Source organism: Corynebacterium sp. MSK039 (genome assembly GCF_030232315.1).
Classification (GTDB): Bacteria; Actinomycetota; Actinomycetes; order Mycobacteriales; family Mycobacteriaceae; genus Corynebacterium.
In genome coordinates this window covers 24,319-46,826 of sequence record NZ_JASPJL010000012.1, presented here as the reverse complement: position 1 = coordinate 46,826, position 22,508 = coordinate 24,319, and the positions used below count along the sequence as shown (strand labels likewise).

Below are 22,508 nucleotides of genomic sequence, written 5' to 3'. Positions count from 1 at the left end.
GGCCCCCTGCCCATAGCGGCCGCGGACACATCTTGGTAGCGAGCGCCCCAAGCTATTGGGCTTGGAAGTGCGTTAGTCGCCAGCGAGTCGCGGTGCACGCGAAAAGGGTGGGAACGGGAACCGCAACGAGAAAGGTAAAGGTCACCTAAACCATGACCATGACTGACCCGATCGCGGACATGTTGTCCCGCGTGCGGAACGCTTCCAACGTGTTCCACGACAGCGTCACGATGCCTTCCTCCAAGCTCAAGGCTCACATTGCTGAGATCCTGAAGCAGGAAGGCTACATCGAAGACTTTGCCGTCAACGACCGCAAGGATGGCAAGGCAGGCAAGGAGCTTGAGATCACCCTCAAGTACGGCCCGACCCGCGAGCGCGCTCTCGCCGGTGTCCGCCGCGTCTCCAAGCCAGGCCTGCGTGTGTACACCAAGTCCACCAATCTGCCAAAGGTTCTCGGTGGTCTGGGCGTGGCGATCATCTCCACGTCCCACGGCCTGCTGACTGACCGTGAGGCCTCGAACAAGGGCGTCGGCGGCGAAGTGCTCGCCTACGTCTGGTAATAGAAGGAGGAACCAAGCATGTCTCGTATCGGCTTCGCTCCGGTGTCCGTCCCTTCTGGCGTCACCGTCACCATCAACGGTCAGAACGTTGAGGTCAAGGGCCCAAAGGGCACCCTCAACACTGACATCCCAGCGCCGATCGCAGTGGCACAGGAAGGCGACGAGATCATCGTCTCCCGCCCGGACGATCACCGCAAGAACCGCTCCCTGCACGGCCTTTCCCGCTCCCTCGTCAACAACATGGTTGTTGGCGTGACCGAGGGGTACACCACGAAGATGGAGATCTTCGGCGTTGGTTACCGTGTGCAGCTCAAGGGCAAGGACCTCGAGTTCTCCCTGGGCTACTCCCACCCAATCCTGATCAAGGCTGACGAAGGTATCACCTTCGCCGTGGACGGAAACACCAAGTTCTCCATCTCTGGCATCGACAAGCAGAAGGTCGGACAGATCGCCGCCAACATTCGTGGCCTGCGCAAGGATGACCCATACAAGGGTAAGGGCATCCGCTACGAGGGCGAGCAGGTCCGTCGCAAGGTCGGAAAGACGGGTAAGTAATGAGCAACAACGATTCCAACAAGGCTGGCAAGCGCCTCCCGCTGGGCAAGGACATCTCCACTCGCCGTCGCGTTGCGCGCTCCCGCCGTCACAACCGCATCCGCAAGACCATCCAGGGCACCCCGGAGACCCCGCGTCTCGTCGTGCACCGTTCTTCTCGCCACATGCACGCACAGATCATCGACGACACCGTCGGTCACACCCTGTGCGCTGCGTCCACCCTCGAAGCAGAGGTCCGTGGAGTCGAGGGCGACAAGAAGGCACGTGGCGCCAAGGTTGGCGAACTGATCGCACAGCGTGCGAAGGAAGCTGGCATCGAGGCAGTCGTCTTCGACCGCGCTGGCTACCAGTACCACGGCCGCGTCGCCGCTCTGGCAGACGCCGCCCGCGAAGGTGGTCTGAAGTTCTAATGATCACCAACACCATGAACTCCAACGGAAGGAACGCGTGATGTCGGAACGTGACCGTAACGGCGGACGCTCCGCCGAGAACAACCGCAACGATCGCAACCAGCGCGGCGGCCGCAACGAGCGCGGTGGCCGTAACGATCGTCGCAACAACCAGCAGGACGAGCGCAACCAGTACATCGAGCGCGTCGTCACCATCAACCGTGTGTCCAAGGTCGTCAAGGGTGGTCGTCGCTTCAGCTTCACCGCTCTGGTGATCGTGGGTGACGGTCAGGGCATGGTCGGTGTCGGCTACGGCAAGGCCAAGGAAGTCCCGGCTGCTATCCAGAAGGGTGCCGAGGAAGCTCGCAAGAACTTCTTCCGCGTCCCGATGATCAACGGCACCATCACCCACCCGGTGCAGGGCGAGGCCGCAGCAGGCGTCGTCATGCTGCGTCCGGCTGCCCCAGGTACCGGTGTTATCGCCGGTGGCGCAGCCCGCCCGGTGCTGGAGTGCGCTGGCGTCCAGGACATTCTCTGCAAGTCGCTCGGCTCGCCGAACGCCATCAACGTTGTTCACGCAACGGTGGCCGGCCTCAAGGAGCTCGTGCGCCCAGAAGAGGTCGCCGCACGTCGTGGCAAGAGCCTCGAAGAGGTTGCTCCGGCAGCCATGCTGCGCGCCCGTGCTGCAGGACAGGGGGCATAACCCATGGCACTGAAGATCCGTCAGATCAAGGGCACTGTTGGTAAGAAGCAGAACCAGCGTGACACGCTGCGTTCCCTCGGCCTGAAGCGCATCGGTCAGGAAGTCATCCGCGAGGACAACTCTGTCACCCGCGGCATGGTCCACACCGTTCGCCACCTGGTCGAGGTTGAAGAAGTGGCAGGGGAGTAAACATGAGCGATCCAATCAAGCTCCACGACCTCCGTCCGGCCAAGGGTGCAAACAAGGCCAAGACCCGCGTGGGTCGCGGTGAAGCATCCAAGGGTAAGACCGCTGGTCGTGGTACGAAGGGCACCAAGGCCCGCAACAAGGTTCCTGCATACTTTGAGGGTGGCCAGATGCCACTGCAGATGCGTCTGCCGAAGCTCAAGGGATTCAAGAACAACAACAAGGTCATCTTCCAGGTCGTGAACGTCTCCGACCTCGAGAAGGCCTTCCCGAACGGCGGCGACGTCGCAGTTGCCGACCTCGTCGCAGCTGGCCTGGTCCGCGCTAAGCAGCCGGTCAAGGTCCTGGGCAACGGCGAGATCAGCGTCAAGCTGAACGTCACCGCAAACAAGTTCTCGGGCTCCGCTAAGGAGAAGATCGAGAAGGCAGGCGGCTCCGTCACGGAGGCTTAAGCCTGAATAACGCGACCTGGCGAGGGGCTTTCCCCGCCCGGTAACGCCAAAGCAAGACCCCGCAGGGTGCACCACGCACCGGCGGGGTCTTGTTGTTTCTATAATCCACGCCCTAAGCAGGCCGGAAACTTTCTAAACCAGCAGCAAAACTGTTACTCTGGTTTGGTTATCTGCCTAGGCGACCCTCATCCAGCGGCCGCCCAGGGGTGGCATAATAAGCAACCGGTAGCACGGCGAAGAAAGTCGTGTCTGCACCGGCTGCTACTTTGCTACTAAAGACTTCAATTCCATGGCGCACGCCCTGCGGCACCAGCCCCGCGAAAACTCGCGCGGCCACCACAGTGCGGGCCCACCAACACAGGAGGCCAGTTTGTCCGCCATCACCGGGGCGTTCAAAAACGTTGATCTCCGCAAGAAGATCCTTTTCACTCTTGCGATGATCATCCTGTACCGCATCGGCTCGCAGATCCCAACGCCGGGCGTCGATTACGCAAACATCACCAAGCAGATCTCGGAGCTCACCGAATCCTCCGCGGTCTACTCGCTGATCAACCTCTTCTCCGGCGGCGCGCTGCTGCAGCTGTCCATCTTCGCGATCGGCATCATGCCGTACATTACGGCGTCGATTATCGTGCAGCTGCTCACCGTGGTGATCCCCAAGTTTGAGCAGCTGAAGAAGGAGGGCCAGACCGGCCAGGCGAAGATGACGGAATACACCCGTTATCTCACCGTCGCGCTAGCCCTGCTGCAGTCCGCGGGCATCGTCGCCCTGGCGGACCGCGAGCAGCTGCTCGGCCAGGGCATCCCAGTCCTCAAGGACGAGGTCGGAATCTTCGGGCTCGCCGTCATGGTGCTCATCATGACCTCCGGCGCTGTTCTCGTGATGTGGCTCGGCGAGCTCATCACCGACCGCGGCGTGGGCAACGGCATGTCCCTGCTCATCATGGCGGGTATCGCGACCACCCTGCCGGGGGAGGGCGTATCCATCCTCTCCAACTCCGGTGGCTTCATCTTCGGTGCCGTGGTCTTCGGCATGCTGCTGCTCATCGTCGGCGTGGTCTTCGTCGAGCAGGGCCAGCGCCGCATCCCGGTGCAGTACGCCAAGCGCATGATCGGCCGCCGCCAGTACGGCGAGACCTCCACCTACCTGCCGCTCAAGGTCAACCAGGCCGGCGTGATCCCGGTGATCTTCGCGTCCTCCCTGCTGACCGTCCCGATCCTGATCACCCAGATCATCCAGTCCGGTGCCGCCGCCGGCGAGGACGTCGCGAACAACTGGTGGAACCGCAACGTCATGTCCGTCCTGCAGAACCCCGCGGCATGGCAGTACATCCTGGTCTACCTCGCGCTGATCATCTTCTTCTCCTTCTTCTACGTCTCCGTCCAGTACGACCCGTACGACCAGGCGGACAACATGAAGAAGTACGGTGGCTTCATTCCGGGTATCCGCCCGGGTCGCCCAACCGCCGAGTACCTCGGCTACGTCATGAACCGCCTTCTGGTCGTGGGCTCCCTGTACTTGGGTATCATTGCGGTGTTGCCCAACATCCTCATTAACTTGGGAGTGGACACGTCCCAGGCCTCCGGCGGCGGCATGCCGTTCGGTGGTACCGCGGTTCTGATTCTCGTGTCCGTGGCCCTGACCACGGTCAAGCAGATCGAATCGCAAATGATGCAAGCTAACTACGAAGGATTCCTCAAATGAGACTAGTTCTCCTCGGCCCTCCCGGTGCCGGCAAGGGCACCCAGGCCCAGCTGCTCTCCGACGCACTGAACATCCCGCACATCTCCACGGGCGACCTGTTCCGCGCGAACATTTCCCAGGGCACCGAGCTTGGCAAGCAGGCTCAGGAGTACATGGACGCCGGCAAGCTGGTCCCGACCGAGGTCACCGCGAACATGGTTCGCGCCCGCCTCGACGAGAGCGACGCCGCCAACGGCTTCCTGCTGGACGGTTTCCCGCGCACCATCGAGCAGGCTGACCTGCTCGAGGAGATGCTCAAGGACAAGGACCTGAAGCTGGACGCGGTCATCAACTACCAGGTCTCCGAGGACGTCGTGGTCGAGCGCATGCTCTCCCGTGGCCGTAACGACGACAACGAGTCCACGATCCGCACCCGCCTGCAGGTCTACCGCGAGGAGACCGCACCGCTGATCGACTACTACCAGGGCCGCATCCTGAACATCGATGCCGAGGGCTCCGTCGAGGACATCTCCGAGACCACCCTGTCCGCCCTGGACAAGTAAAACCGGGATTAGCCGCCGCCCGCATGCGCGGCGCCGATCCTGGTAGGGCCCAACGGTCCGCCTTTTCCCGCCCATCTTCCGGACGTCACCGGTGGGCGGGTTTAACTTTTGGCCCACCAATCCGGGCTACAAGAACACAAGAACAAGGAGGCTTTCGGTGGCTTTCCGAAAGAAGAGCAAGAAGATCGCCGCGAAGACACCCGCGGAACTCGACGCCATGCAGGCCGCAGGCGAGGTCGTCGGCCGCACACTGCAGGTCGTGAAGGCCGCCGCGAAGCCCGGGGTGAGCACCCTCGACCTCGACGAGATCGCCGAGGCCACCATCCGCGAGGCCGGCGCAACCCCAGCCTTCCTCGGCTACCAGGGCTTCCCGGGCTCCATCTGCAGCTCCGTCAACGACATGGTCGTCCACGGCATCCCGGCGGCGGACGTCGTCCTGAAGGAAGGCGACCTCGTCTCCATCGACTGTGGCGCAATCTTCGACGGCTGGGTAGGGGACTCCGCCTGGACCTTCGGTATCGGCGAGATCGCCCGCGAACACGAGCTGCTCAACCAGGCCACCGAGTGGGTCCTCATGGAGGGGCTCAAGGCGATGCGCCCGGGGAACCACCTCACCGACGTCTCCCACGCCCTCGAGCTCGCGACCCGCAAGGCCGAGGAGAAGTTCGGCGTGCCACTGCACATCATCGACGGCTACGGCGGGCACGGCATCGGCCGCAGCATGCACGAGGACCCGTACCTCGCCAACGAGGGCCGCCCGGGCCGCGGTCCGGTCATCCAGGAAGGCTCCGTGCTCGCGATCGAGCCGATGCTCTCGCTCGGCACCATCGACACCGCCGTCCTCGACGACGATTGGGGAGTGGTCACCGTGGACGGCAGCTACTCCTCCCACTGGGAGCACACCGTCGCCGCCACCGCCGGTGGCCCGCGCATCCTCACCCCGCGCCGCTAATCCACCGGCCTCCTCCGCTCTGCCTGGCAGTTGTTAAAGCCCCAGGTCACGTGTACGATAGACCGATGGTGCAGGTGACGCACCCCAAAAACGGGGAGCCAAGCAGGCCGCACCATCGTAGCGATACACGCACAAATAGCCGATGACCAGCATGTTCATCGGGGAAATGTGGAGGATATGGCCAAAGAAGGTGCCATTGAGGTTGAGGGCCGCATCGTCGAGCCCCTGCCGAATGCAATGTTCCGAGTCGAGCTGGATAACGGGCACAAGGTGCTCGCACACATCTCTGGCAAGATGCGCCAGCACTACATCCGCATCCTTCCTGAGGACCGCGTTGTAGTCGAGCTTTCTCCATACGACCTCTCCCGTGGTCGTATCGTTTACCGCTACAAGTAAAAAACTCTGTCAGCCTTCGTACATCCAAATCTCACCCGCCCATGGTCACATGCGGCACGGCCGCGCAACACGTGGCCATGTGGGTGAGGTTGCCTACCTCTGGCCGCGGCGGCCGGAGCCCGCTGCTGAACCTCTTAAGATTGATCCGCCCCATTGCGGGTGACGTCGTCAAAAGAAGGAAGCAGACCACCGGGATGAGTACGGAGAAAACCGCCGTAAAACCGGAAGGATAATGCCATATGGCACGCCTTGCTGGTGTAGACCTGCCACGCGAAAAGCGCATGGAGGTCGCACTGACCTACATCTTCGGAATCGGCCCAGCCCGATCCAAGGAGCTGCTGGAAAAGACCGGCATCTCCCCGGACCTGCGTTCCAAGGACCTGAGCGACGAGCAGCTCGCAGCTCTGCGTGACGTGATCGAGAACAACTGGAAGGTTGAGGGTGACCTCCGCCGCGAAATCCAGGCCGACATCCGTCGCAAGATCGAGATTGGTTCCTACCAGGGACTGCGCCACCGCCGTGGCCTGCCAGTCCGTGGCCAGCGCACCAAGACCAACGCTCGTACCCGTAAGGGCCCGAAGAAGACGATCGCAGGAAAGAAGAAGTAATGGCTGCACCGAAGAGCACCGCTACGCGCGCCCGCCGCGGCCGTCGCGTAGTCAAGAAGAACGTGACCCAGGGTCACGCGTACATCAAGTCCACCTTCAACAACACCATCGTGTCCATCACGGACCCGAAGGGCCACGTCATCTCGTGGGCATCCTCCGGCCAGGTTGGCTTCAAGGGCTCCCGCAAGTCCACGCCTTTCGCCGCACAGATGGCTGCCGAGTCCGCTGCCCGCAAGGCAATGGAGCACGGCATGAAGAAGGTCGACGTTTTCGTCAAGGGGCCGGGCTCTGGTCGCGAGACCGCAATCCGCTCCCTGTCCACCGCTGGGCTTGAGGTCGGCACCATCGCCGACGTCACCCCACAGCCGCACAACGGCTGCCGCCCACCGAAGCGTCGTCGCGTCTAAGAAAAGAAAGGTTAAGGGATAAACAATGGCTCGTTATACCGGCCCAGTTACCCGTAAGTCCCGTCGCCTCCGCGTCGACCTCGTCGGTGGCGACCGTTCCTTCGAGCGCCGCCCGTACCCACCGGGTCAGGCTGGCCGCGCTCGCATCAAGGAGTCGGAGTACCTGATCCAGCTGCAGGAGAAGCAGAAGGCTCGCTTCACCTACGGCGTCATGGAGAAGCAGTTCCGCCGTTACTACGCAGAGGCCAACGCAATGCCGGGCAAGACCGGTGACAACCTGGTCATCCTGCTGGAGGCACGCCTCGACAACGTGATCTACCGCGCTGGTCTGGCACGCACCCGTCGCCAGGCACGTCAGCTGGTCTCCCACGGTCACTTCACCGTGAACGGCAAGAAGATCAACGTTCCGTCCTTCCGTGTCTCCCAGTACGACATCATCGATGTCCGCGATCGTTCCCGCTCCATGCTGTGGTTCGATGAGGCACAGGACAACCTGGTCGACGCCAACGTTCCGGCGTGGCTGCAGGTCGTTCCGTCCACCCTGCGCATCCTCGTGCACCAGCTGCCCGAGCGCGCTCAGATCGACATCCCGCTGCAGGAGCAGCTCATCGTCGAGTACTACTCCAAGTAGTCCACGACACCGATCTGAAAAACAGACATTTACTCCCCGCCGTCTACCACCACGGTGCACGGCAATCCTGCTACCGGCGTCAAATAGCGGTCGCCGACAAGGAGAAGTAACACATGCTGATTTCCCAGCGTCCAGAGCTGTCCGAGGAGTTCATCGACGACTCCCGCTCCCGGTTCGTCATCGAGCCGCTTGAGCCGGGCTTCGGCTACACCCTCGGCAACTCCCTGCGCCGCACCCTGCTGTCCTCCATCCCAGGTGCAGCCGTGACCTCCCTGCGGATCGATGGTGTGCTCCACGAGTTCACCACCGTCCCGGGCGTGAAGGAGGATGTCTCCGACATCATCCTGAACATCAAGTCCCTCGTCCTGTCGAGCGACTTCGATGAGCCGGTCACCATGTACCTGCGCAAGGAAGGCCCAGGAGCGGTCACCGGCGCAGACATCGAGACCCCAGCTGGCGTGGAGGTCCACAACAAGGACCTGCACATCGCCACCCTCAACGAGCAGGGCAAGCTGGATATCGAGCTGGTCGTTGAGCGCGGCCGTGGCTACGTCCCAGCCGCCACCTCCACCGATGAGATCGGTCGCATCCCTGTCGACCAGATCTACTCCCCGGTCCTGAAGGTCAGCTACAAGGTCGAGGCAACCCGTGTCGAGCAGCGCACGGACTTCGACAAGCTGATCCTCGACGTGGAGACCAAGAGCTCCATGTCCGCGCGCGACGCCATGGCGTCCGCCGGCAAGACCCTGGTCGAACTCTTCGGCCTGGCACAGGAGCTCAACACCGAGGCGGAGGGCATCGAAATCGGCCCGTCCCCCCAGGAATCCGAGCACATCGCCGCATATAACATGCCGATCGAGGACCTGGACTTCTCCGTGCGCAGCTACAACTGCCTGAAGCGGGAAGAGATCCACACCGTTGGTGAGCTGGCTGCTCGTACCGAGTCCGATCTGCTGGACATCCGGAACTTCGGCCAGAAGTCCATCAACGAGGTCAAGGTCAAGCTGGCTGGCTTGGGCCTGGCACTCAAGGACTCCCCAGAAGGTTTCGACCTCTCCGACATCGAAGGCTACGACGCCGAGACCGGTGAGTGGGTCGAGACCGAGGGCGAAGACATCGCGGAGTAAATCGCACTTAAGCGCTCAAAGCTTTTAACCCACTCGAGGAGAAGACATGCCAACCCCTAAGAAGGGCGCCCGTCTGGGCGGATCTGCTTCCCACCAGAAGAAGATCCTGTCCAATCTCGCAGCCCAGCTGTTCGAGAACGGCGCAATCAAGACCACGGACGCCAAGGCGAAGCTCCTGCGTCCCTACGCTGAGAAGATCATCACCAAGGCCAAGAACGGCACCCTGGCTGATCGTCGCAACGTTCTGAAGCTCATCCCGAACAAGGACGTCGTGTCCCACCTGTTCACCGAGCTGGCCCCGAAGTTCGAAGGCCGTGAGGGCGGTTACACCCGCATCATCAAGCTGGAGAACCGTAAGGGCGACAACGCTCCGATGTCCCAGATTTCCCTGGTGACCGAGGAGCTGGCCTCCAAGGAGGCAGAGCGTGCAACCCGCGCTGCTGCATCCAAGAAGGCCGAGGAGAAGAAGGCTGCTGAGGCAGCTGAGGAGAAGGACGAGGCCGCAGAGGAGAAGTAATTCTCCACTGAGGTGATCCTTCGATCTCCCAACTGGCGGGCTCCGTGAGGGCCTGCCGGTAAGCCGGGTACTACGCATGAGCGTGGTGCCCGGCTTTTGCTATTGGCGGGGTTTCGGTGGCTGGGGTTGCCTGGCTGGTGCGGTGAGCCGGGTTGGGGAGGAGCCCTGGAGGGGAGCAGACGTTGGTGGCGGGGTTTCGGTGGCAACGAGCCCGCCGGGTAGGTTTGGGGGCATGAGTTCAACGGAGACTGGGGCAGCGGGGGCTGGGACGACCGGGACCGGGACGACGGTGACGGGGGCGGATGGCGACGTCGCTGCTAACGGTGCGGTGGGTGACGTCGTGACGGACGCCGCGGACGGTGGCGGGGCGACTGTTCGGGTGCGGATGGACGTCTCCTACGACGGGACGGATTTCCACGGCTGGGCGGCGCAGAAGGGGGGCCTGCGGACCGTGCAGGGCGTGCTGGAGGAGAAACTCTCGCTGGTGTGCCGCACTCCGATTGAGCTGACGGTGGCGGGGCGGACGGACGCCGGCGTGCACGCCGATGGGCAGGTCTGCCACGCGGATATTCCGGCGGAGGCCTTCACGCAGCGGAGCCTCGCTAGGCCGGAGGATCTGGTGCGGCGGCTCTCCCGGATGCTGCCGGAGGATATTCGCCTGAACGCGGCGGTGGCTGCCCCGGAGGGCTTTGACGCCCGCTTTTCTGCCCTGCGGCGGCACTACGTGTACCGGGTGTGCACGGCCCCGGGCGGGCCACTGCCACGGCGGGTGCGGGACACCGCCCGGTGGCGCAGGCCCGTGGATCTGGAGAAGGTGCAGGTCGCGGCGGATGCGCTGGTGGGGCTGAATAACTTCGCTGCCTACTGCAAGGCCCGCGAGGGGGCGACGACGGTCCGGGAGCTGCAGGAGTTCACCTGGAAGGATGTGTCCACGCCCTCGGAGCCACAGACTTATGAGGCGCACGTGGTGGCGGACGCGTTTTGTTGGTCGATGGTGCGCTCCATCGTGGGGGCGTGCCTGACGGTGGGGGAGGGCAAGCGCCCGGAGACTTTCACGGCCGAGTTGCTGGAGATGGATGAGCGCAGCTCCCAGGTGCCGGTGGCGCCGGCGGAGGGGTTGAACCTGGTGGGCGTGGACTACCCGGCACCGGAGGAGTTGGCGGCGCGAGCGGCGGAGACGCGGGCGGTGCGGGAGCTGTAGAGCGGCTTTGGGGGTGGGTAGGATCCGGGCTGTGGATGAGTTTGACGGCGGCTGTGCCTGGGTGGCTTTCTGCCTATCTTTTTCGCCCAAATGAGGGCATACTGGCGGTGAAGGCTATCGGTATTGAAGGGAGGGCATGATGTCTGCACCACTGTTGGAACCACTCTCCAAGGTCGCTGCTGAGAAGGAGCTAGCTGAACTGGAGCGTTCTGTGGGCGGAGACCTCGTAGAGTTCGAAAGCCGTGCCTATAGCTACAACCTGACCCCGCGAGAGTTCGCGAAGTGGGAGCGTATCACCGAGCTGCGGTGGCTACTGGGTCTGGAGTAGCGCACGCGAAAAAGACGAAGCAGGGGTTGCTTCGAGAGAGGGGGAAACAATCGAAAAGCTCGACGCTCTGGTGCATGAGTTTGTTGACGACCTGCGGGCTTCTGTCAGAGCCTTCACGGGTCGAGACTTCAAGTTTTCGACCGAGGTAATGGAGCCAGGCGCCGTCTCCATTCGGCTGGCACAACACGACGAGGAAGCAGGGATTATTCCGCTCCGCTTGAATGAGCACGCGATTCTGGGGCTGAGGATCGAGTTCAGATGCTCGTGGGACTCAACTAAGTCTTTCTTGGCGGTTGAGCGATCGTCGTTTGCTGTTTATCCCCGAGATAAAGCAAATGGTGAGCCCCTATTTCGAGTCGAATACGACCGACGGAAGTCGAGCTACCCCAGTTCTCATATCCATGTTCATGCCCATCGGGATGAGATGACTCATCTTCTAGGACTGCATAGGAAGCTCAACCCCAGTAACGATAAAAAGGTTAAAAACTTCATCGAGACGTATCCCTCCTTGTCGAGGTTTCACTTTCCTACGGGTGGACACAGGTTCCGCCCATGCCTGGAAGACGTATTGGAAGCCCTCAGACAAGAATTCAAGCTGAAAGTTCCGAGGAAAAAAGACTGGGAATATCGGCTGGCTGAAGCGCGACTGAAGTGGCGGAAGACCCAGACAGCTGCGGCTGTGCGGGATTGTCCCGACGCTGCTCTTCGAGTTTTGGTGGATGATCTCGGTATGCCTAGCCCCGTGGGCTGGGAGTGCCCTCCGGGAAAGAAATCCAAGATTGTTCGCGGTTAGCGGATTGCTTTTGCTGATAGCGGTATAGCGCGGCGCGTTTTCCAGAGTCGCTAGTGGGAGGCTTCCGCGTGCTCGAGCGCGTTGGTGCTTGGTAGGTGCATCGGATCGAAGCGAACCTCATGTCGGCGGTGGCTCACGGTGCCCCGGGAATCAATCACTAGATCCGCGATGATGCCGTGGCGAGTGGCCTCCTCGGTGGAGGAAGCCAACACCACCCGGCAGACTGTCGGCGACCACGCCTCGCGCCAGCGGGCCCCGAGATCACGGGGCTCCTTAGCCGGTGTCGAAGCCCCGGCGACGGACTGCGTGTTCGCGGTCTTTGTATCGCCCTTCGGAAGGGGGAGGGTTTCCGCGCGGAGAACCCGAACCCAGGGCAGGTCGGCGGGCAGGCGTTCCAGCAGGCGCTCGGCGGAGCCAGCCCCGTGCAGCAGCACGGTGGATCCCGGCACGAGCTGCACCTGCACCGGATTGCCCGCAGAACTCAGCCCCAGCAGCCAGCCAGGTGCAGGCAGCGCCCGGAACGTCGGGCCCGGGTCAGTGAACTCCCGCTGCGCACCGTCCTCTGGCCCTGTGTCGGTGGGCGGTGCGGCACCATCTACCGGCCAGGCCACCACCCCGGAGCCGGCAGCCGCGAAGGGCACACGCCCGCTGAATGGCGCCGGGATCGAGGCGAAAGTTGCGCCCACGTTCCCCGTGAGCAGGGCGGGCAGTTCCCCGCCGAGATCCTGCTGGTGTACCAGCAGCGGCGAGGCAGCCACCGCGCTGGCGCTCGTGCTGACGTCCCCAATGGAAGAAGACGGAGCGTGAGAAACGCTGCTGGAGTGGGCGGCGTCGACGTCCTCTCCCGGCACCTCGGAGCCGGACGCGCCCATGCCGGCAACCAGGCGCGAAACACCCACGGTGACCGGCTCCGGGGCGTCGAAAAAGTCGTGCGGAGCAGGCGCGATCCGCCACACCTGCCGCTCCTGATCCTCCGGGCGGCCCCGGGCGCTCCACAGCCACCAACCACCCGCAGCAGCCAGTGCCGCAACGATCCCGATGAGCAAAACATGCACTATAGCCACGCGAATTCCCCCTGAATATCCCCCGGGATGCCCCACATCCCTTGTTGATTCTCCCGAATTTTGTCACAGCGGACCGGCGCGCGCATTAGATTGAAGAAATCGCCCTCGGGGGAGGGCAGCGGTGCGGCTCCTGCGGCAGGACTGCGGGGAACGAGCGTTAAGCACCGCGCACCAGGGACAACGCACAGAATTCAGGGGGAGATCGTGCGCACCACAAGTCTGCAAGTATCGGGCTACCGTTTTCTGCTCCGACGGCTGGAGCTCGCGCTGGTCATCGGCGATCCGCGCATGGCCCACGACCCGCTGCGCGCCCAACGCCGCAGCATCGGGGTCGGGCTTCTGCTGAGCGCACTGATTGCGGGTGGTGCGGTGATGCTTTCGCTGTTGCGGCCGGCCCCTTCCATTGACGACGCCGCCCTCGTCGCCGATGAGCAGGGAAGCCTTCATGTCCGCTTGGAGGACGGTTTCCACCCGGTGAGCAACGTGGCGAGCGCCCGGCTGGTGCTGCGGCAGCCGGTGGAGGTGAAGAACTCCACTGCGGCGCTGATCCAGGAGGGCAATGGGGGAGCGCCGATGGGGCCCGCGGTGGGCATTGGGCACGTGCCGGGGCTGAACCCCGCGCCGGTGCGGCGGTGGCTGGTGTGCGATACCTCGGAGGCTGCGGGGAAGCCGGATACGCTGCAGGTCCGGGCCGTCGGGGAGGTGGCAAGCTACCAGCGGGGCGTGGTGCGCTCCGGCAAGGCGGTGTGGCTGATCGACGGGACGAAGCGCAGCCTCGCGGAGGGTGGGGCCGCGCGTGCCCTCGGGGCGGTGGAGATCCCGATGGCACCGGAGCTGCTGAATCGCTTCGATGAGCAGGCCGATAGCTTGATCCCGCGTGGGCTTTCCGGGTTGAAGAAGCCCTTCCACCGGGCGGGGACGGTGGCGCACGCCGGTGACCGGGCATTCCTGGTTGGCCACGGCGGGGTCTCGGAGGTGACCGGCCCGCGCCGGGAGTACGTGGAGGCCCTCGCACCGGGTGGGAGCTTTGATGCGGAGCTGGGGGCGGTCATGGCGCAGCCGATGATTGACCTGCTGCCAAACGTTCCCGACCGGGAGGCCTCTTGGGCGCACCCGGAGCAATCCTGCCTGGGGGAGAAGGGCTTGGCGGAGCCGGCGGGTGACGGTGACGGTAAGAGCACCGGGACTGACGGGGACGGCGACGGTAAGCGCACCGGTGCCGGTGACGGGGCCGCTGGCGGGGAGGCTGGCGGGGAGGCTGACGGTTCTGCTGGCGGGGCTGGGACCGAAAGCAAGGACGAGGCCGCGGGGCAGGACCCCCGGGCGGCTTACGTCGGACCTGCGGGCACGAGCGCGTTGCTCACCGAGCGTGGCTTCTTCTTGGTCGACGCGACCGGCACCCGCTTCACGGTGGGTAAGGCCGAGGACCTCACGGCCCTCGGCTTCACCGAGCACACTCAGGTGCCCTGGCGGGTGATCTCCGGGCTGCCGGAGGGTGGGGTGCTCTCCGAAGCGAATGCCCGGGCAACGAGCACAAGCACTAAGGCCACCGCCAACACCGCAGAGAGCGCCAACGGCACCCGGTAGTCCGTCACCTGCTCGGCGACGGGCGCGGCGGTGACCGCCACCGGAACGTCGGCCACGGCATCCCCGGGCGCAGCGAAGGTGCCGGACGTGGCCGCGTCGTGGGCCCCGGCTTCGTTGCCGGGGCCTTTGCCGTGGAGGCCGCCGGGTAGGCCCGCCTGAGCGCGTTCCACGACACCGTCCCCACGGTGCTCTTGGCCCGCCGCGTCCGCCGCGCTGTTCCGTTGCTGCTCGCGGGCCAGGCTTAGGGCGGCCGAAGCGTCCACGACCCGCGCGGTCTGCAGCCCCTCCACTCCTTCGATGGCACCACCTGGTTGCGCGGTTTCCCGCAGCAGGCCTGTCACCTCTGCGGCGGTGAGCTCCGGGCGGAGCTGCCAGACCATCGCAGCCACTCCACTGACCACGGGGGCGGCGAAACTCGTGCCGATGAAGGGCTCCGGCGAGCCCACCACCGGCGGGCCATCACCCACTTGCGCGAGCACCGGGCCACCCGGCGCGTAGATGTCTGCGGGAATTCCGGCCAGCCCATAGGCGGCGGGCACTCGGCCGCTGTTTAAGACGGCCGGGGCGGGGTGGTCGCCGGGCGAACCCCCGCGTCCTGTGGTGCCCGTCGTCGCGGCGCCTCCGGCAGACCCCGCGCCACCGCCCATGACGGTGTCGCTTTCCACAGCCCCGACGGACAGCACCCCTGGCAGGGAGGCCGGGAACGTCGCGGTCCCGGCGTCGCACTGCCCCATGTTTCCGATGGGTGCGACCACCAGTGCGTTGTCGGCGACGAGCTCGCGCACCGCCTTCTCCAGTGCGGGGGCGGGTTCGCAGGTGACCATCGAGACGTTGACGATCTTGTGTTTGGCCTTGACCTTCCGTGCCTGCTCGAGGGCCGTGACTAGCTCCTCGACAGTGCCTTCCACCGCGTCGGGCCGGGAGGCGTGCCGAAGGCTGTGGATGTGCGCGCCGGGCGCGGCCTGCGCGGCGGTCGTGGCCACCGCGGTGCCATGCAGAATGCACGAATCCCGTTGCCCGGTCGCCCCCGGCAGGGCCACACCGGTGTCCACCACGATGATGGTGCTGCCGTGGCCCGTGGCCAGGTCGTGCGGATATGCCGGTGCTGGCAGGTGGAGGTCCGGGTCGCGTGCCTGTTCCTGGCAGTTGAGGTTGATGTTCCCGCGTGCGGGAGCTGCTGGTGGGGGAGTCATCCGAGCCCCCTGATCAGCTCAAACACACCCGCGCCATGCAGCGCCAGCGGTACTGCCGCGCAGAACGCCACGGCCTCCAGGGCGTCGACGATCCGGCCCACCCGGGGCGAGGAGATCTGCACCAACGGCAGGGCCACCAGTACCAACGCGAGTACACCCCACGGCACCTGGTGGCCCAGCCACACGATCGAACAACCCGCCATCACGGCCAGCGCATTGGCGTGGAAGGGGCGCGTACCGCGGGCAGACAGCGCGGCCACGACCAGCGCGACCACCAGCAGCACCGTCCACAGCGACGGCGCGGGCCCACCCCACGGCACCAACTGCACGACGGCGGCGAACAACCACGCACATGCCGCCGCCACCAGGGCCGAGTGCACCTGCACCACCGGGCCGGCCTCGTTGGCCACCGGATCGCGGAACACGCCCGCGGCCGGTACGCGCGGGACCACCACCTTCGCGATCGCCAGCGCCAACTGGCCGGAGTAGATCAGCAGCACCACCGCGGCCAGCGCAGTGATCGGCGGCCAGAAATTGATGGCTGCCAACACCGCAGCCGCGATCGTGCCAACTCGCACCGGCCCCGGCCGCCACACCAACAGCGCGGCGACCACGCAGCCAACCAGCACGTTTACGTTCAACCCGACGGCGAAACCCAGGGCCGCTGCCACCGGGACAAACCGCCGATCAAACAAGCTCAGTGCGGCCACCGCCACCGCAGCAAACGCGCTGAACACCAACGGCAACAACACCGCCAGCTCGACCCCACCGCCCGCGCCGGCGTCCTGAAAACCAAAATGAGAGGCACCGTGGAAATCCAATGGATGCCACAACGGGCTCGCGCGGAAGGCGAGCAACACCACGGCAGCAGCGACGATCCACGCCGCGTAATTGGTGCCGATGTCCCCGGAAAGCTCATCCGCCGCCTCCAACGGCGGGGCTGGCGGCTCGGCGGGCTTGCGGCAGTGCAAAGCCAAGGCCTCTCCCGCGTGGATGCCGGCCTCCGCGAGCGACTGTTCCGGGGCAACCACGCCCACTGCCCGGCGCAGCTCCCACAGCTGGCCCGGCTCCGGTTCCACGAGATGCGGAATGAGCTCCGCGACCGGCACGTGATCCGCCATCGCGGCGTTAATCACCTTGCCCGTGCTGGGCACCGAAATGCTGATGGCAATCAAAATATCCCCCTCAAATTTTCCCCAATAATTCGCCCCGACCCGTATACCCCAGCCGGGACTGAACAGAACAATAGCGGGTGGGGCAGACACGGGGGTGGCAAATTGGGGGATTTCGCCACGCGATGTCTGCACCGGGGTCTATGTTTAGGCGCACACGGCCATTGAGTTGCCCTGTCCGGCGCATTCCCGCTGGGCGCACGGGGTGGTGGTAGCGCCAACGACCTGCGGGGGCAGGGCGGGGCGCGAGTGGTCAGTTGAGGGGTTCAATACAAGGGGGAAACCGCGGTGAAAGCGCAATCACCACCAACTTTGCCGAAGGAAAAACAGCCCTTCGTCCGCATACTCATGCCCGCGATCATGCTGGTCGCGGTGCTGGGGATGGTCGCGGCGATGGTGATGTCCGGGGCGGGACGATCACCAATGACGTTCATCTTCCCGCTGATGATGCTGGGCTCGATGGCGATGATGTTCCAGTCCGGCACGGACGTCAACGAGGTCCGTAGGGGGTTCCACCGGCACCTGGACGCGCTGTCCGATTCGGTCAAGAAGGCCCGGCGCGAGCAGCTGGTTCGCATGAACCGCGAGCACCCACACCCGGGCACGCTGTGGAACCACATCCATGCCGGCGAGTTGCCGAGCGCGGCCCCTGGAGTGGTGCGCATTGGAGTGGCGGTGCAGGCACCGGATGATCCGCTGGAGATCCCGGTTAATGCTCCGCCGGAGGACCTGGAGCCGGTGAGCGCGATGAGCCTGCGTGACCTGGCGCTACGCACCGCGACGATCGAGGCACCCGTGGCGGTGGACGTGCGTGCATTCCCGTATATCGCGATCGTCGGCGACGGTGCGGCGGGGTTGGCGCGTGCGATGCAGGCGCAGCTGGTCGCCCAACCTCCGGAGGACGTCGGCGTGCGCGGGCCGCATGATCAGTGGCTGCCCCACGATGGGTCGGTGCGGGTGAATTTCTGTACGGGCGCGGATCCGGTGACGTTGAACTCGGTGGTGGTGGAGCCCAGCAGCGAGTGGGTGGATGCCGCACAGAGCCAGGGGTTGTACCTGCACGTCGCCGGGGCTGAGGAAGGCTTCGCGATGAGCGCGTGGACCGTTGATGGTTGGGCGCCGTTCGGCCTGGCGGACCAGCTCAGCGACGTGGAACTGGCGATGGTGTGCCGGTCGCGCTCCCAGGTGACTTCCGGCACAAGCCTGCTGGAGCTGCCGGGCGGGGACCTGCGCGCCCCGATCGGGTTTTCTGGCGCGCCGGTGTACCTGGACATTAAAGAATCCGCGCTGGGCGGGATCGGGCCACACGGGTTGTGCATCGGGGCGACGGGCTCGGGTAAATCCGAACTGCTGAAATCCGTGGTAGTCAGCTTCGCGCACAACCACAGTCCGGAGGAGCTGAACTTCATCCTCGTGGACTTCAAGGGTGGCGCGGCCTTCCTGGGCTTGGACAAACTGCCACACACCTCCGCGGTGATCACCAACCTGGTGGACGAGGCCGGGCTGGTGGATCGCATGCAGGACTCGCTGCTCGGCGAGATGCACCGGCGGCAGGAGCGGCTCCGGGCGGCAGGGATGTCCACGGCCCTGGAGTTCAACGAGGCCTTCCCGGGTCAGATGCCGGCGCTGTTCATCGTCGTGGACGAGTTCTCTGAGCTGCTGCAGAACCGGCCGGAGTTCGCGGAGGTCTTCGCCGCGATCGGGCGGCTGGGCCGCAGCCTACGGATGCACCTGCTGCTGGCCAGCCAGCGCTTCGAGGAAGGGAGGCTGCGCGGCCTGGAATCCCACCTGAGTTACAGGATTGCGCTGCGGACATTCTCGGCGGCGGAGTCGCGGGCGCTGATCGGCTCCACTGCGGCGTTTGAGCTACCCGCGAACCCGGGTGCCGCCATCCTTTCGGCCCACGACACCGTGCGTTTCCACAGTGCCTACGTCTCCGGCCCAGAGCTGCCCCGTGACCAGCGGCTGATCCAGGAGCTTGGCAGCGAGGTGGAGTCCACGACCACCACCCTGCAACTGGTGGTGGACCGGTTGCAGGGGCCGAACAAGAACCCGATCTGGTTGCCGCCATTGCCCACGATGCTGCCAGCCCACGAGGTGCTGGCGGAGTCGGATACAGGCGCACCGGAGGCTGGACCAGAGAACACCGGGACGGGGATCGGAGCGGGTGCGGCGGCAGCGGCGTCGTCGTCGGTGAAGATGGAACCGCTGACGGCTAAGATCGGGTTGGAGGACCTGCCGTTCGAAGGGGTGCAGCGGACGTACCGGATGGACCTGAACCGGCGGCACTGGGCGATCGTCGGGCAACCACGGACGGGCAAGACAATGACGGTGCGGGCGCTGGTGCTCGCACTCGGGCTGAGCAGCCCGGGCGTGCCGATCTACATCTTCGACCCCGGTGGTTCGCTGCGCGATCTGGCGCGGTTGCCGCAGGTCGCGGCGGTGGTTGGCCCGGAGCATGCGGGGCGCCTACTGGACGAGGTGGACCTGGTGGAAGGCCCGCGCGTGCTGATCGTGGACGGGCTGGATCAGCTCACCGCGATTGGGGAGGAGGAGCAGCGGCTCATCCAGCTGGCCACCAGCGGGCTGGAACGTGGCCTGCACGTGGTGGTCACCGCACTGCGCTGGAACTTCCGGCCCTCGCTGCGTGACGTGCTGACCGGACACGTGGAGATGAAGATGACCGCTCTGGATGCCGAGTTCCGGGACGCGCAGAAGTCCCTGCCGGACGTGCCGGGGCGGGGTGTGTCGCATAACGGCAAGCACATCCAGGTGGCATTCTGCGCTGCCCAGGATGTGGAGCACGTGCGCAAAGTCAGCGTGGCCCGGGGCGAGAAGGATGTTGCGATGCGGGTTCTACCGGACCGGATCGGGCTGGCGGAGCTGTTGGCCGGCGTGCCGGGGTTTGGATCCGCGCCGGGCGTGGATGCCGGGACCAGCGGTTTTGGCACGGGTACAGCTACGGCTGGCAAGCACGCTGCCGTGGACTCCACCGGGGAGCTCGCAGCGGGGAGCCACGCGATGGGTGCACATGCCCCGGTGGTGCCCTTCGCGCTGGGCGGCCCCCGCCTGGAGGCGGTGGCCTGGGACAGCGGGGAGTTCCCGCACCTGGTCGTCATCGGCCAGGCCGGGGCAGGCGCGACTAGTGCGCTGCGCACGGTGGCCGCCAACATCAACCAGCTGCCCGAAGGGAGTGCGGACGTGCTGGCCGCGGACACCCGGCGCGGCCTGCTCGGCAGCCCCGGTTACCTGGGTGCGGAGCAGTTCCGCCAGCGCCTTGCCGAATGGGTCGAGGTGCTGCAGTCCCGCGTGCCGAAGGACGTCTCCGTCGAGCAGCTCCGGGACCGTTCCTGGTGGTCCGGGCCGGAGCTGTTTGTGATTGTCGACGATTCGGACAACGACCCTGGCCTCGACGCGCTCGTGCCGTTGCTGCCCTACGCAGCGGACATTGGCTTGCACCTGGTGCTCGCCCGTCGTTCAGGGCAGTTCGCCCGCTCGGCCTTCCATCCACTCATGCAGGCGATGCGCGACCACAGCGCGTGGCTGCTGCTCTCCGCGCCGCGTGAGGACGGTCCGATCGCGGGCCAGAAACTGTGCCGACGCCAACCCGGCCGCGGCGTGTACGTCCACGCAGAATCCTGGCTGGTCCAGGTCGCAGAAGCGGAGGTCGGTGCATCGTCAAAACCAGTTGAAGCTTGTGAACAAACCGGAACCGGCGCCACGGGTGCGTCCGAGAAGGAGGAAGAGTGATGAATCCGAGTGCAACCAAACCCCCGATCCCAGCGATGGGGCTGCTCGCGGAAGCCGTTGCCCGCTATGAGTCGGGGTTGCTGGTCCACGGTGACCAGGTCACGGACCTGCTCACCGGGTTCAGCCTCACGATGCCTCCCATCACCGGGCCCGATACAGCCAGCACACTCGCGTTCCGCGGCAGCGGGATTGACCTGCAGGAGCTGGACGACCTCACCGAACTGGTCACCCAAGTAATGCAGCAGCGGATGAATAGTCCGCACGCAGCGGGGCTGGACTCCGGTATCCCGCGGGACCACTTCCCCTATGGAGTGGGTGAGTCCGAGCCGGACGTGCTGGTCACGGGAGGGCAAGCCGCCCCGATCGCCACCTATCTGCGTGCGGCTGGGTTCCGAGCGCGGGTGGTGGACACCCAGTACGCGATGAACCTGGCCAGCAGCCTCGCGGTCGCACAACAGGAGCTATTGGCGCTGAGCCCGGAAGAGCCGATGAGGGCGGGCGCCGGGGCCACGGGTGGCGCCGGAGGTGGCGCGGATGCCGGGAAGCTCACGCACGCGGAAGCACTCGGGCAGGGAGCACCCGCGCCGGGCGTGCCTCCCGAAGAAGAGCCACGGGCGACACCCAACCGGGTTCTGTCCTGGGACCTTTCAGGCTCACGGGACAAGGCCGGGGCAACTCGGCCCGCAGTACACCGTGGGGGAGCGGGTGCGGCGGCACCGCGGAAACTCCCGCTGGGAGCCAGCCCGGTGGCTGCGGCCTTCGTCGCGATCATCATCGTGGCTGGAGCAATGGCCGCCGGGCTCGCGCTGGACGCTGCCGGTGGTGCCGGGGAGGACACCCAGGCGGTCGCGAACGCCGAAGGCGGTGCCGCCGGGCAGGCCGGGCAGGTCGAGCCAGGTGCCGGGGAGAGCGCCGGCGGGGAAGATGCCGGGGAGGGGGATTCGGACCGCAACCGCCAGCCAGAGACCCCGCCACCATTCACCCCGCCACCGAACCGGCCGGGCATGCAGGACCCGAAGATCAACGGTAAAGATGCCGACCACCGCGCCGCCGACCGTGCCGACGTCCCCGTGACGGCGGACTGGCCGAAGGGGTGGAACCTCGCCGAAGCCACCCCGCAGCGGGAGACCTACCAGTCTGAGAAGGACGCTGGCATGCGCGTGCTGCTGGCCGCAAAACCCGCACCGTTGAAGAGCCAGGCGGAATTGGATAAAGCCGTGCTCAAAGCGTTGCGGGACGCGCCGGGCACGAAGGTCGCCAGTGAATCCCCGGTTAGCTACCGGGAGAAGTACCCGGACTCCGAAACGCTCTGGTACGTCCGGCTCGTGGATGGCCACCAGGTGTCCATCGGCTGCCAATACCGGGAACCCAACCCGGTGCGTTCGCGGGTCTGTGAGCAGGTGGTGGACTCGGCCCGGCCGGAGAAGTAAGCGCTGCGGCGCCGGCGCCCTTTCCACCGCACCCGGCGGGGTGAGGCGAGCGCGGCACGCCGGGATGAGGCGCCCGCGCCAGGCGGGTGAGGTGTGTGCGCCCGTTCCGCCTCGACCACCTCGCCACGCCGGAACGATGCCATTGCCGAGTCAGTGCCGGGCCGATGCCACGCCAGGGCCGCTTCGGGGTGCGCAGCCGCTTCGGTAGGGTGCAGGCAGAAGCGGTGCTTAGTGACAGCACCACAGGAACGGCTGGGAAG

The 22,508-nt window shown here is 65.4% G+C and carries 22 protein-coding genes and 1 pseudogene; 20 read left to right on the top strand and 3 right to left on the bottom strand.

Features of this window, described 5'->3' with window-relative positions; genetic code table 11:
- Positions 1-152 precede the first annotated feature (152 nt).
- The 17 genes from rpsH (at position 153) to QP997_RS08105 (ending at position 11,259) form a co-directional block, all read left to right on the top strand.
- A complete protein-coding gene (gene rpsH / locus QP997_RS08185) occupies positions 153-560 on the top strand; it encodes a 30S ribosomal protein S8 (protein WP_284846820.1) in 408 nt (135 codons plus the stop codon).
- Positions 561-578: 18 nt separating this feature from the next.
- Entirely contained in the window at positions 579-1,115 is a 537-nt protein-coding gene (gene rplF, locus QP997_RS08180; RefSeq protein ID WP_070758302.1) for a 50S ribosomal protein L6, read from the top strand.
- The gene (gene rplR / locus QP997_RS08175) at positions 1,115-1,525 is read left to right on the top strand and encodes a 50S ribosomal protein L18 (RefSeq protein WP_012359603.1); all 411 of its coding nucleotides are present in this window, start codon (positions 1,115-1,117) and stop codon (positions 1,523-1,525) included. Before rplF ends, rplR begins: the two co-directional genes overlap by 1 nt.
- A 40-nt stretch (positions 1,526-1,565) precedes the next feature.
- Positions 1,566-2,207 carry a 30S ribosomal protein S5 gene (rpsE, locus tag QP997_RS08170; RefSeq protein ID WP_070644713.1) on the top strand — a complete coding sequence of 214 codons (642 nt, stop codon included), beginning with the start codon at positions 1,566-1,568 and terminating at the stop codon, positions 2,205-2,207.
- 3 nt (positions 2,208-2,210) lie between these two features.
- The gene (gene rpmD, locus QP997_RS08165) at positions 2,211-2,396 is read left to right on the top strand and encodes a 50S ribosomal protein L30 (RefSeq protein ID WP_070644714.1); all 186 of its coding nucleotides are present in this window, start codon (positions 2,211-2,213) and stop codon (positions 2,394-2,396) included.
- A 2-nt stretch (positions 2,397-2,398) separates the two neighbouring features.
- On the top strand, positions 2,399-2,845 hold the full coding sequence (gene rplO / locus QP997_RS08160; RefSeq protein WP_070644715.1) for a 50S ribosomal protein L15: 447 nt from the start codon (positions 2,399-2,401) through the stop codon (positions 2,843-2,845).
- A gap of 370 nt (positions 2,846-3,215) precedes the next feature.
- Complete coding sequence (gene secY / locus QP997_RS08155) at positions 3,216-4,550, top strand: preprotein translocase subunit SecY (RefSeq protein ID WP_284846819.1); 1,335 nt, start codon at positions 3,216-3,218, stop codon at positions 4,548-4,550.
- Entirely contained in the window at positions 4,547-5,092 is a 546-nt protein-coding gene (locus tag QP997_RS08150; RefSeq protein ID WP_284846818.1) for an adenylate kinase, read from the top strand. Before secY ends, QP997_RS08150 begins: the two co-directional genes overlap by 4 nt.
- Positions 5,093-5,249: 157 nt before the next feature.
- Entirely contained in the window at positions 5,250-6,044 is a 795-nt protein-coding gene (gene map, locus QP997_RS08145) for a type I methionyl aminopeptidase (RefSeq protein WP_284846817.1), read from the top strand.
- A 177-nt stretch (positions 6,045-6,221) separates the two neighbouring features.
- The gene (infA, locus tag QP997_RS08140; protein ID WP_018018723.1) at positions 6,222-6,440 is read left to right on the top strand and encodes a translation initiation factor IF-1; all 219 of its coding nucleotides are present in this window, start codon (positions 6,222-6,224) and stop codon (positions 6,438-6,440) included.
- A gap of 239 nt (positions 6,441-6,679) precedes the next feature.
- Entirely contained in the window at positions 6,680-7,048 is a 369-nt protein-coding gene (gene rpsM / locus QP997_RS08135; protein ID WP_012359611.1) for a 30S ribosomal protein S13, read from the top strand.
- Entirely contained in the window at positions 7,048-7,455 is a 408-nt protein-coding gene (gene rpsK, locus QP997_RS08130) for a 30S ribosomal protein S11 (RefSeq protein ID WP_070761542.1), read from the top strand. Before rpsM ends, rpsK begins: the two co-directional genes overlap by 1 nt.
- A gap of 25 nt (positions 7,456-7,480) precedes the next feature.
- Positions 7,481-8,086, top strand: a complete 606-nt coding sequence (gene rpsD / locus QP997_RS08125; protein WP_012359613.1) for a 30S ribosomal protein S4 — start codon at positions 7,481-7,483, stop codon at positions 8,084-8,086.
- Between the two features lie 113 nt (positions 8,087-8,199).
- Complete coding sequence (locus tag QP997_RS08120; RefSeq protein ID WP_148813132.1) at positions 8,200-9,213, top strand: DNA-directed RNA polymerase subunit alpha; 1,014 nt, start codon at positions 8,200-8,202, stop codon at positions 9,211-9,213.
- A 46-nt stretch (positions 9,214-9,259) separates the two neighbouring features.
- Positions 9,260-9,730, top strand: coding sequence for a 50S ribosomal protein L17 (rplQ, locus tag QP997_RS08115; protein ID WP_070761540.1), 471 nt, complete (start codon positions 9,260-9,262; stop codon positions 9,728-9,730).
- Between the two features lie 232 nt (positions 9,731-9,962).
- Entirely contained in the window at positions 9,963-10,931 is a 969-nt protein-coding gene (truA, locus tag QP997_RS08110) for a tRNA pseudouridine(38-40) synthase TruA (protein WP_284846816.1), read from the top strand.
- Between the two features lie 136 nt (positions 10,932-11,067).
- Positions 11,068-11,259, top strand: coding sequence for a hypothetical protein (locus tag QP997_RS08105; RefSeq protein WP_246818011.1), 192 nt, complete (start codon positions 11,068-11,070; stop codon positions 11,257-11,259).
- Between the two features lie 843 nt (positions 11,260-12,102).
- Here the strand turns inward: QP997_RS08105 and QP997_RS08100 are convergent.
- Positions 12,103-13,116 (bottom strand): hypothetical protein, encoded by a 1,014-nt coding sequence (locus QP997_RS08100; protein ID WP_284846815.1) that lies wholly within the window; start codon positions 13,114-13,116, stop codon positions 12,103-12,105.
- A gap of 204 nt (positions 13,117-13,320) precedes the next feature.
- On the opposite strand from QP997_RS08100, the gene eccB reads away from it, so the two are divergent.
- Complete coding sequence (gene eccB / locus QP997_RS08095; protein ID WP_284846814.1) at positions 13,321-14,703, top strand: type VII secretion protein EccB; 1,383 nt, start codon at positions 13,321-13,323, stop codon at positions 14,701-14,703.
- A gap of 317 nt (positions 14,704-15,020) precedes the next feature.
- Here the strand turns inward: eccB and QP997_RS08090 are convergent.
- Together QP997_RS08090 and QP997_RS08085 are read right to left on the bottom strand one after the other, a co-directional pair.
- Positions 15,021-15,896 (bottom strand): annotated as a pseudogene (locus QP997_RS08090) (S8/S53 family peptidase); the annotation flags it as partial.
- Complete coding sequence (locus tag QP997_RS08085; RefSeq protein WP_284846813.1) at positions 15,893-17,203, bottom strand: EsaB/YukD family protein; 1,311 nt, start codon at positions 17,201-17,203, stop codon at positions 15,893-15,895. The pseudogene QP997_RS08090 and the gene QP997_RS08085, both read right to left, overlap by 4 nt.
- 153 nt (positions 17,204-17,356) lie before the next feature.
- On the opposite strand from QP997_RS08085, the gene QP997_RS08080 reads away from it, so the two are divergent.
- Both QP997_RS08080 and QP997_RS08075 read left to right on the top strand, forming a co-directional pair.
- Positions 17,357-20,818 carry an FtsK/SpoIIIE domain-containing protein gene (locus QP997_RS08080; RefSeq protein ID WP_284846812.1) on the top strand — a complete coding sequence of 1,154 codons (3,462 nt, stop codon included), beginning with the start codon at positions 17,357-17,359 and terminating at the stop codon, positions 20,816-20,818.
- Positions 20,818-22,248 (top strand): type VII secretion-associated protein, encoded by a 1,431-nt coding sequence (locus QP997_RS08075; protein WP_284846811.1) that lies wholly within the window; start codon positions 20,818-20,820, stop codon positions 22,246-22,248. Before QP997_RS08080 ends, QP997_RS08075 begins: the two co-directional genes overlap by 1 nt.
- Positions 22,249-22,508 lie beyond the last annotated feature (260 nt).

Coding starts and splice junctions, on each gene's coding strand:
- truA (WP_284846816.1), top strand. CDS start 9,963: ATGAGTTCAACGGAGACTGGGGCAGCGGGGGCTGGGACGACCGGGACC.
- QP997_RS08075 (WP_284846811.1), top strand. CDS start 20,818: ATGAATCCGAGTGCAACCAAACCCCCGATCCCAGCGATGGGGCTGCTC.
- rpsD (WP_012359613.1), top strand. CDS start 7,481: ATGGCTCGTTATACCGGCCCAGTTACCCGTAAGTCCCGTCGCCTCCGC.
- rpmD (WP_070644714.1), top strand. CDS start 2,211: ATGGCACTGAAGATCCGTCAGATCAAGGGCACTGTTGGTAAGAAGCAG.
- QP997_RS08105 (WP_246818011.1), top strand. CDS start 11,068: ATGATGTCTGCACCACTGTTGGAACCACTCTCCAAGGTCGCTGCTGAG.
- rpsM (WP_012359611.1), top strand. CDS start 6,680: ATGGCACGCCTTGCTGGTGTAGACCTGCCACGCGAAAAGCGCATGGAG.
- rplQ (WP_070761540.1), top strand. CDS start 9,260: ATGCCAACCCCTAAGAAGGGCGCCCGTCTGGGCGGATCTGCTTCCCAC.
- rpsK (WP_070761542.1), top strand. CDS start 7,048: ATGGCTGCACCGAAGAGCACCGCTACGCGCGCCCGCCGCGGCCGTCGC.
- rpsE (WP_070644713.1), top strand. CDS start 1,566: ATGTCGGAACGTGACCGTAACGGCGGACGCTCCGCCGAGAACAACCGC.
- rplR (WP_012359603.1), top strand. CDS start 1,115: ATGAGCAACAACGATTCCAACAAGGCTGGCAAGCGCCTCCCGCTGGGC.
- QP997_RS08120 (WP_148813132.1), top strand. CDS start 8,200: ATGCTGATTTCCCAGCGTCCAGAGCTGTCCGAGGAGTTCATCGACGAC.
- rplO (WP_070644715.1), top strand. CDS start 2,399: ATGAGCGATCCAATCAAGCTCCACGACCTCCGTCCGGCCAAGGGTGCA.
- rplF (WP_070758302.1), top strand. CDS start 579: ATGTCTCGTATCGGCTTCGCTCCGGTGTCCGTCCCTTCTGGCGTCACC.
- infA (WP_018018723.1), top strand. CDS start 6,222: ATGGCCAAAGAAGGTGCCATTGAGGTTGAGGGCCGCATCGTCGAGCCC.
- rpsH (WP_284846820.1), top strand. CDS start 153: ATGACCATGACTGACCCGATCGCGGACATGTTGTCCCGCGTGCGGAAC.
- QP997_RS08150 (WP_284846818.1), top strand. CDS start 4,547: ATGAGACTAGTTCTCCTCGGCCCTCCCGGTGCCGGCAAGGGCACCCAG.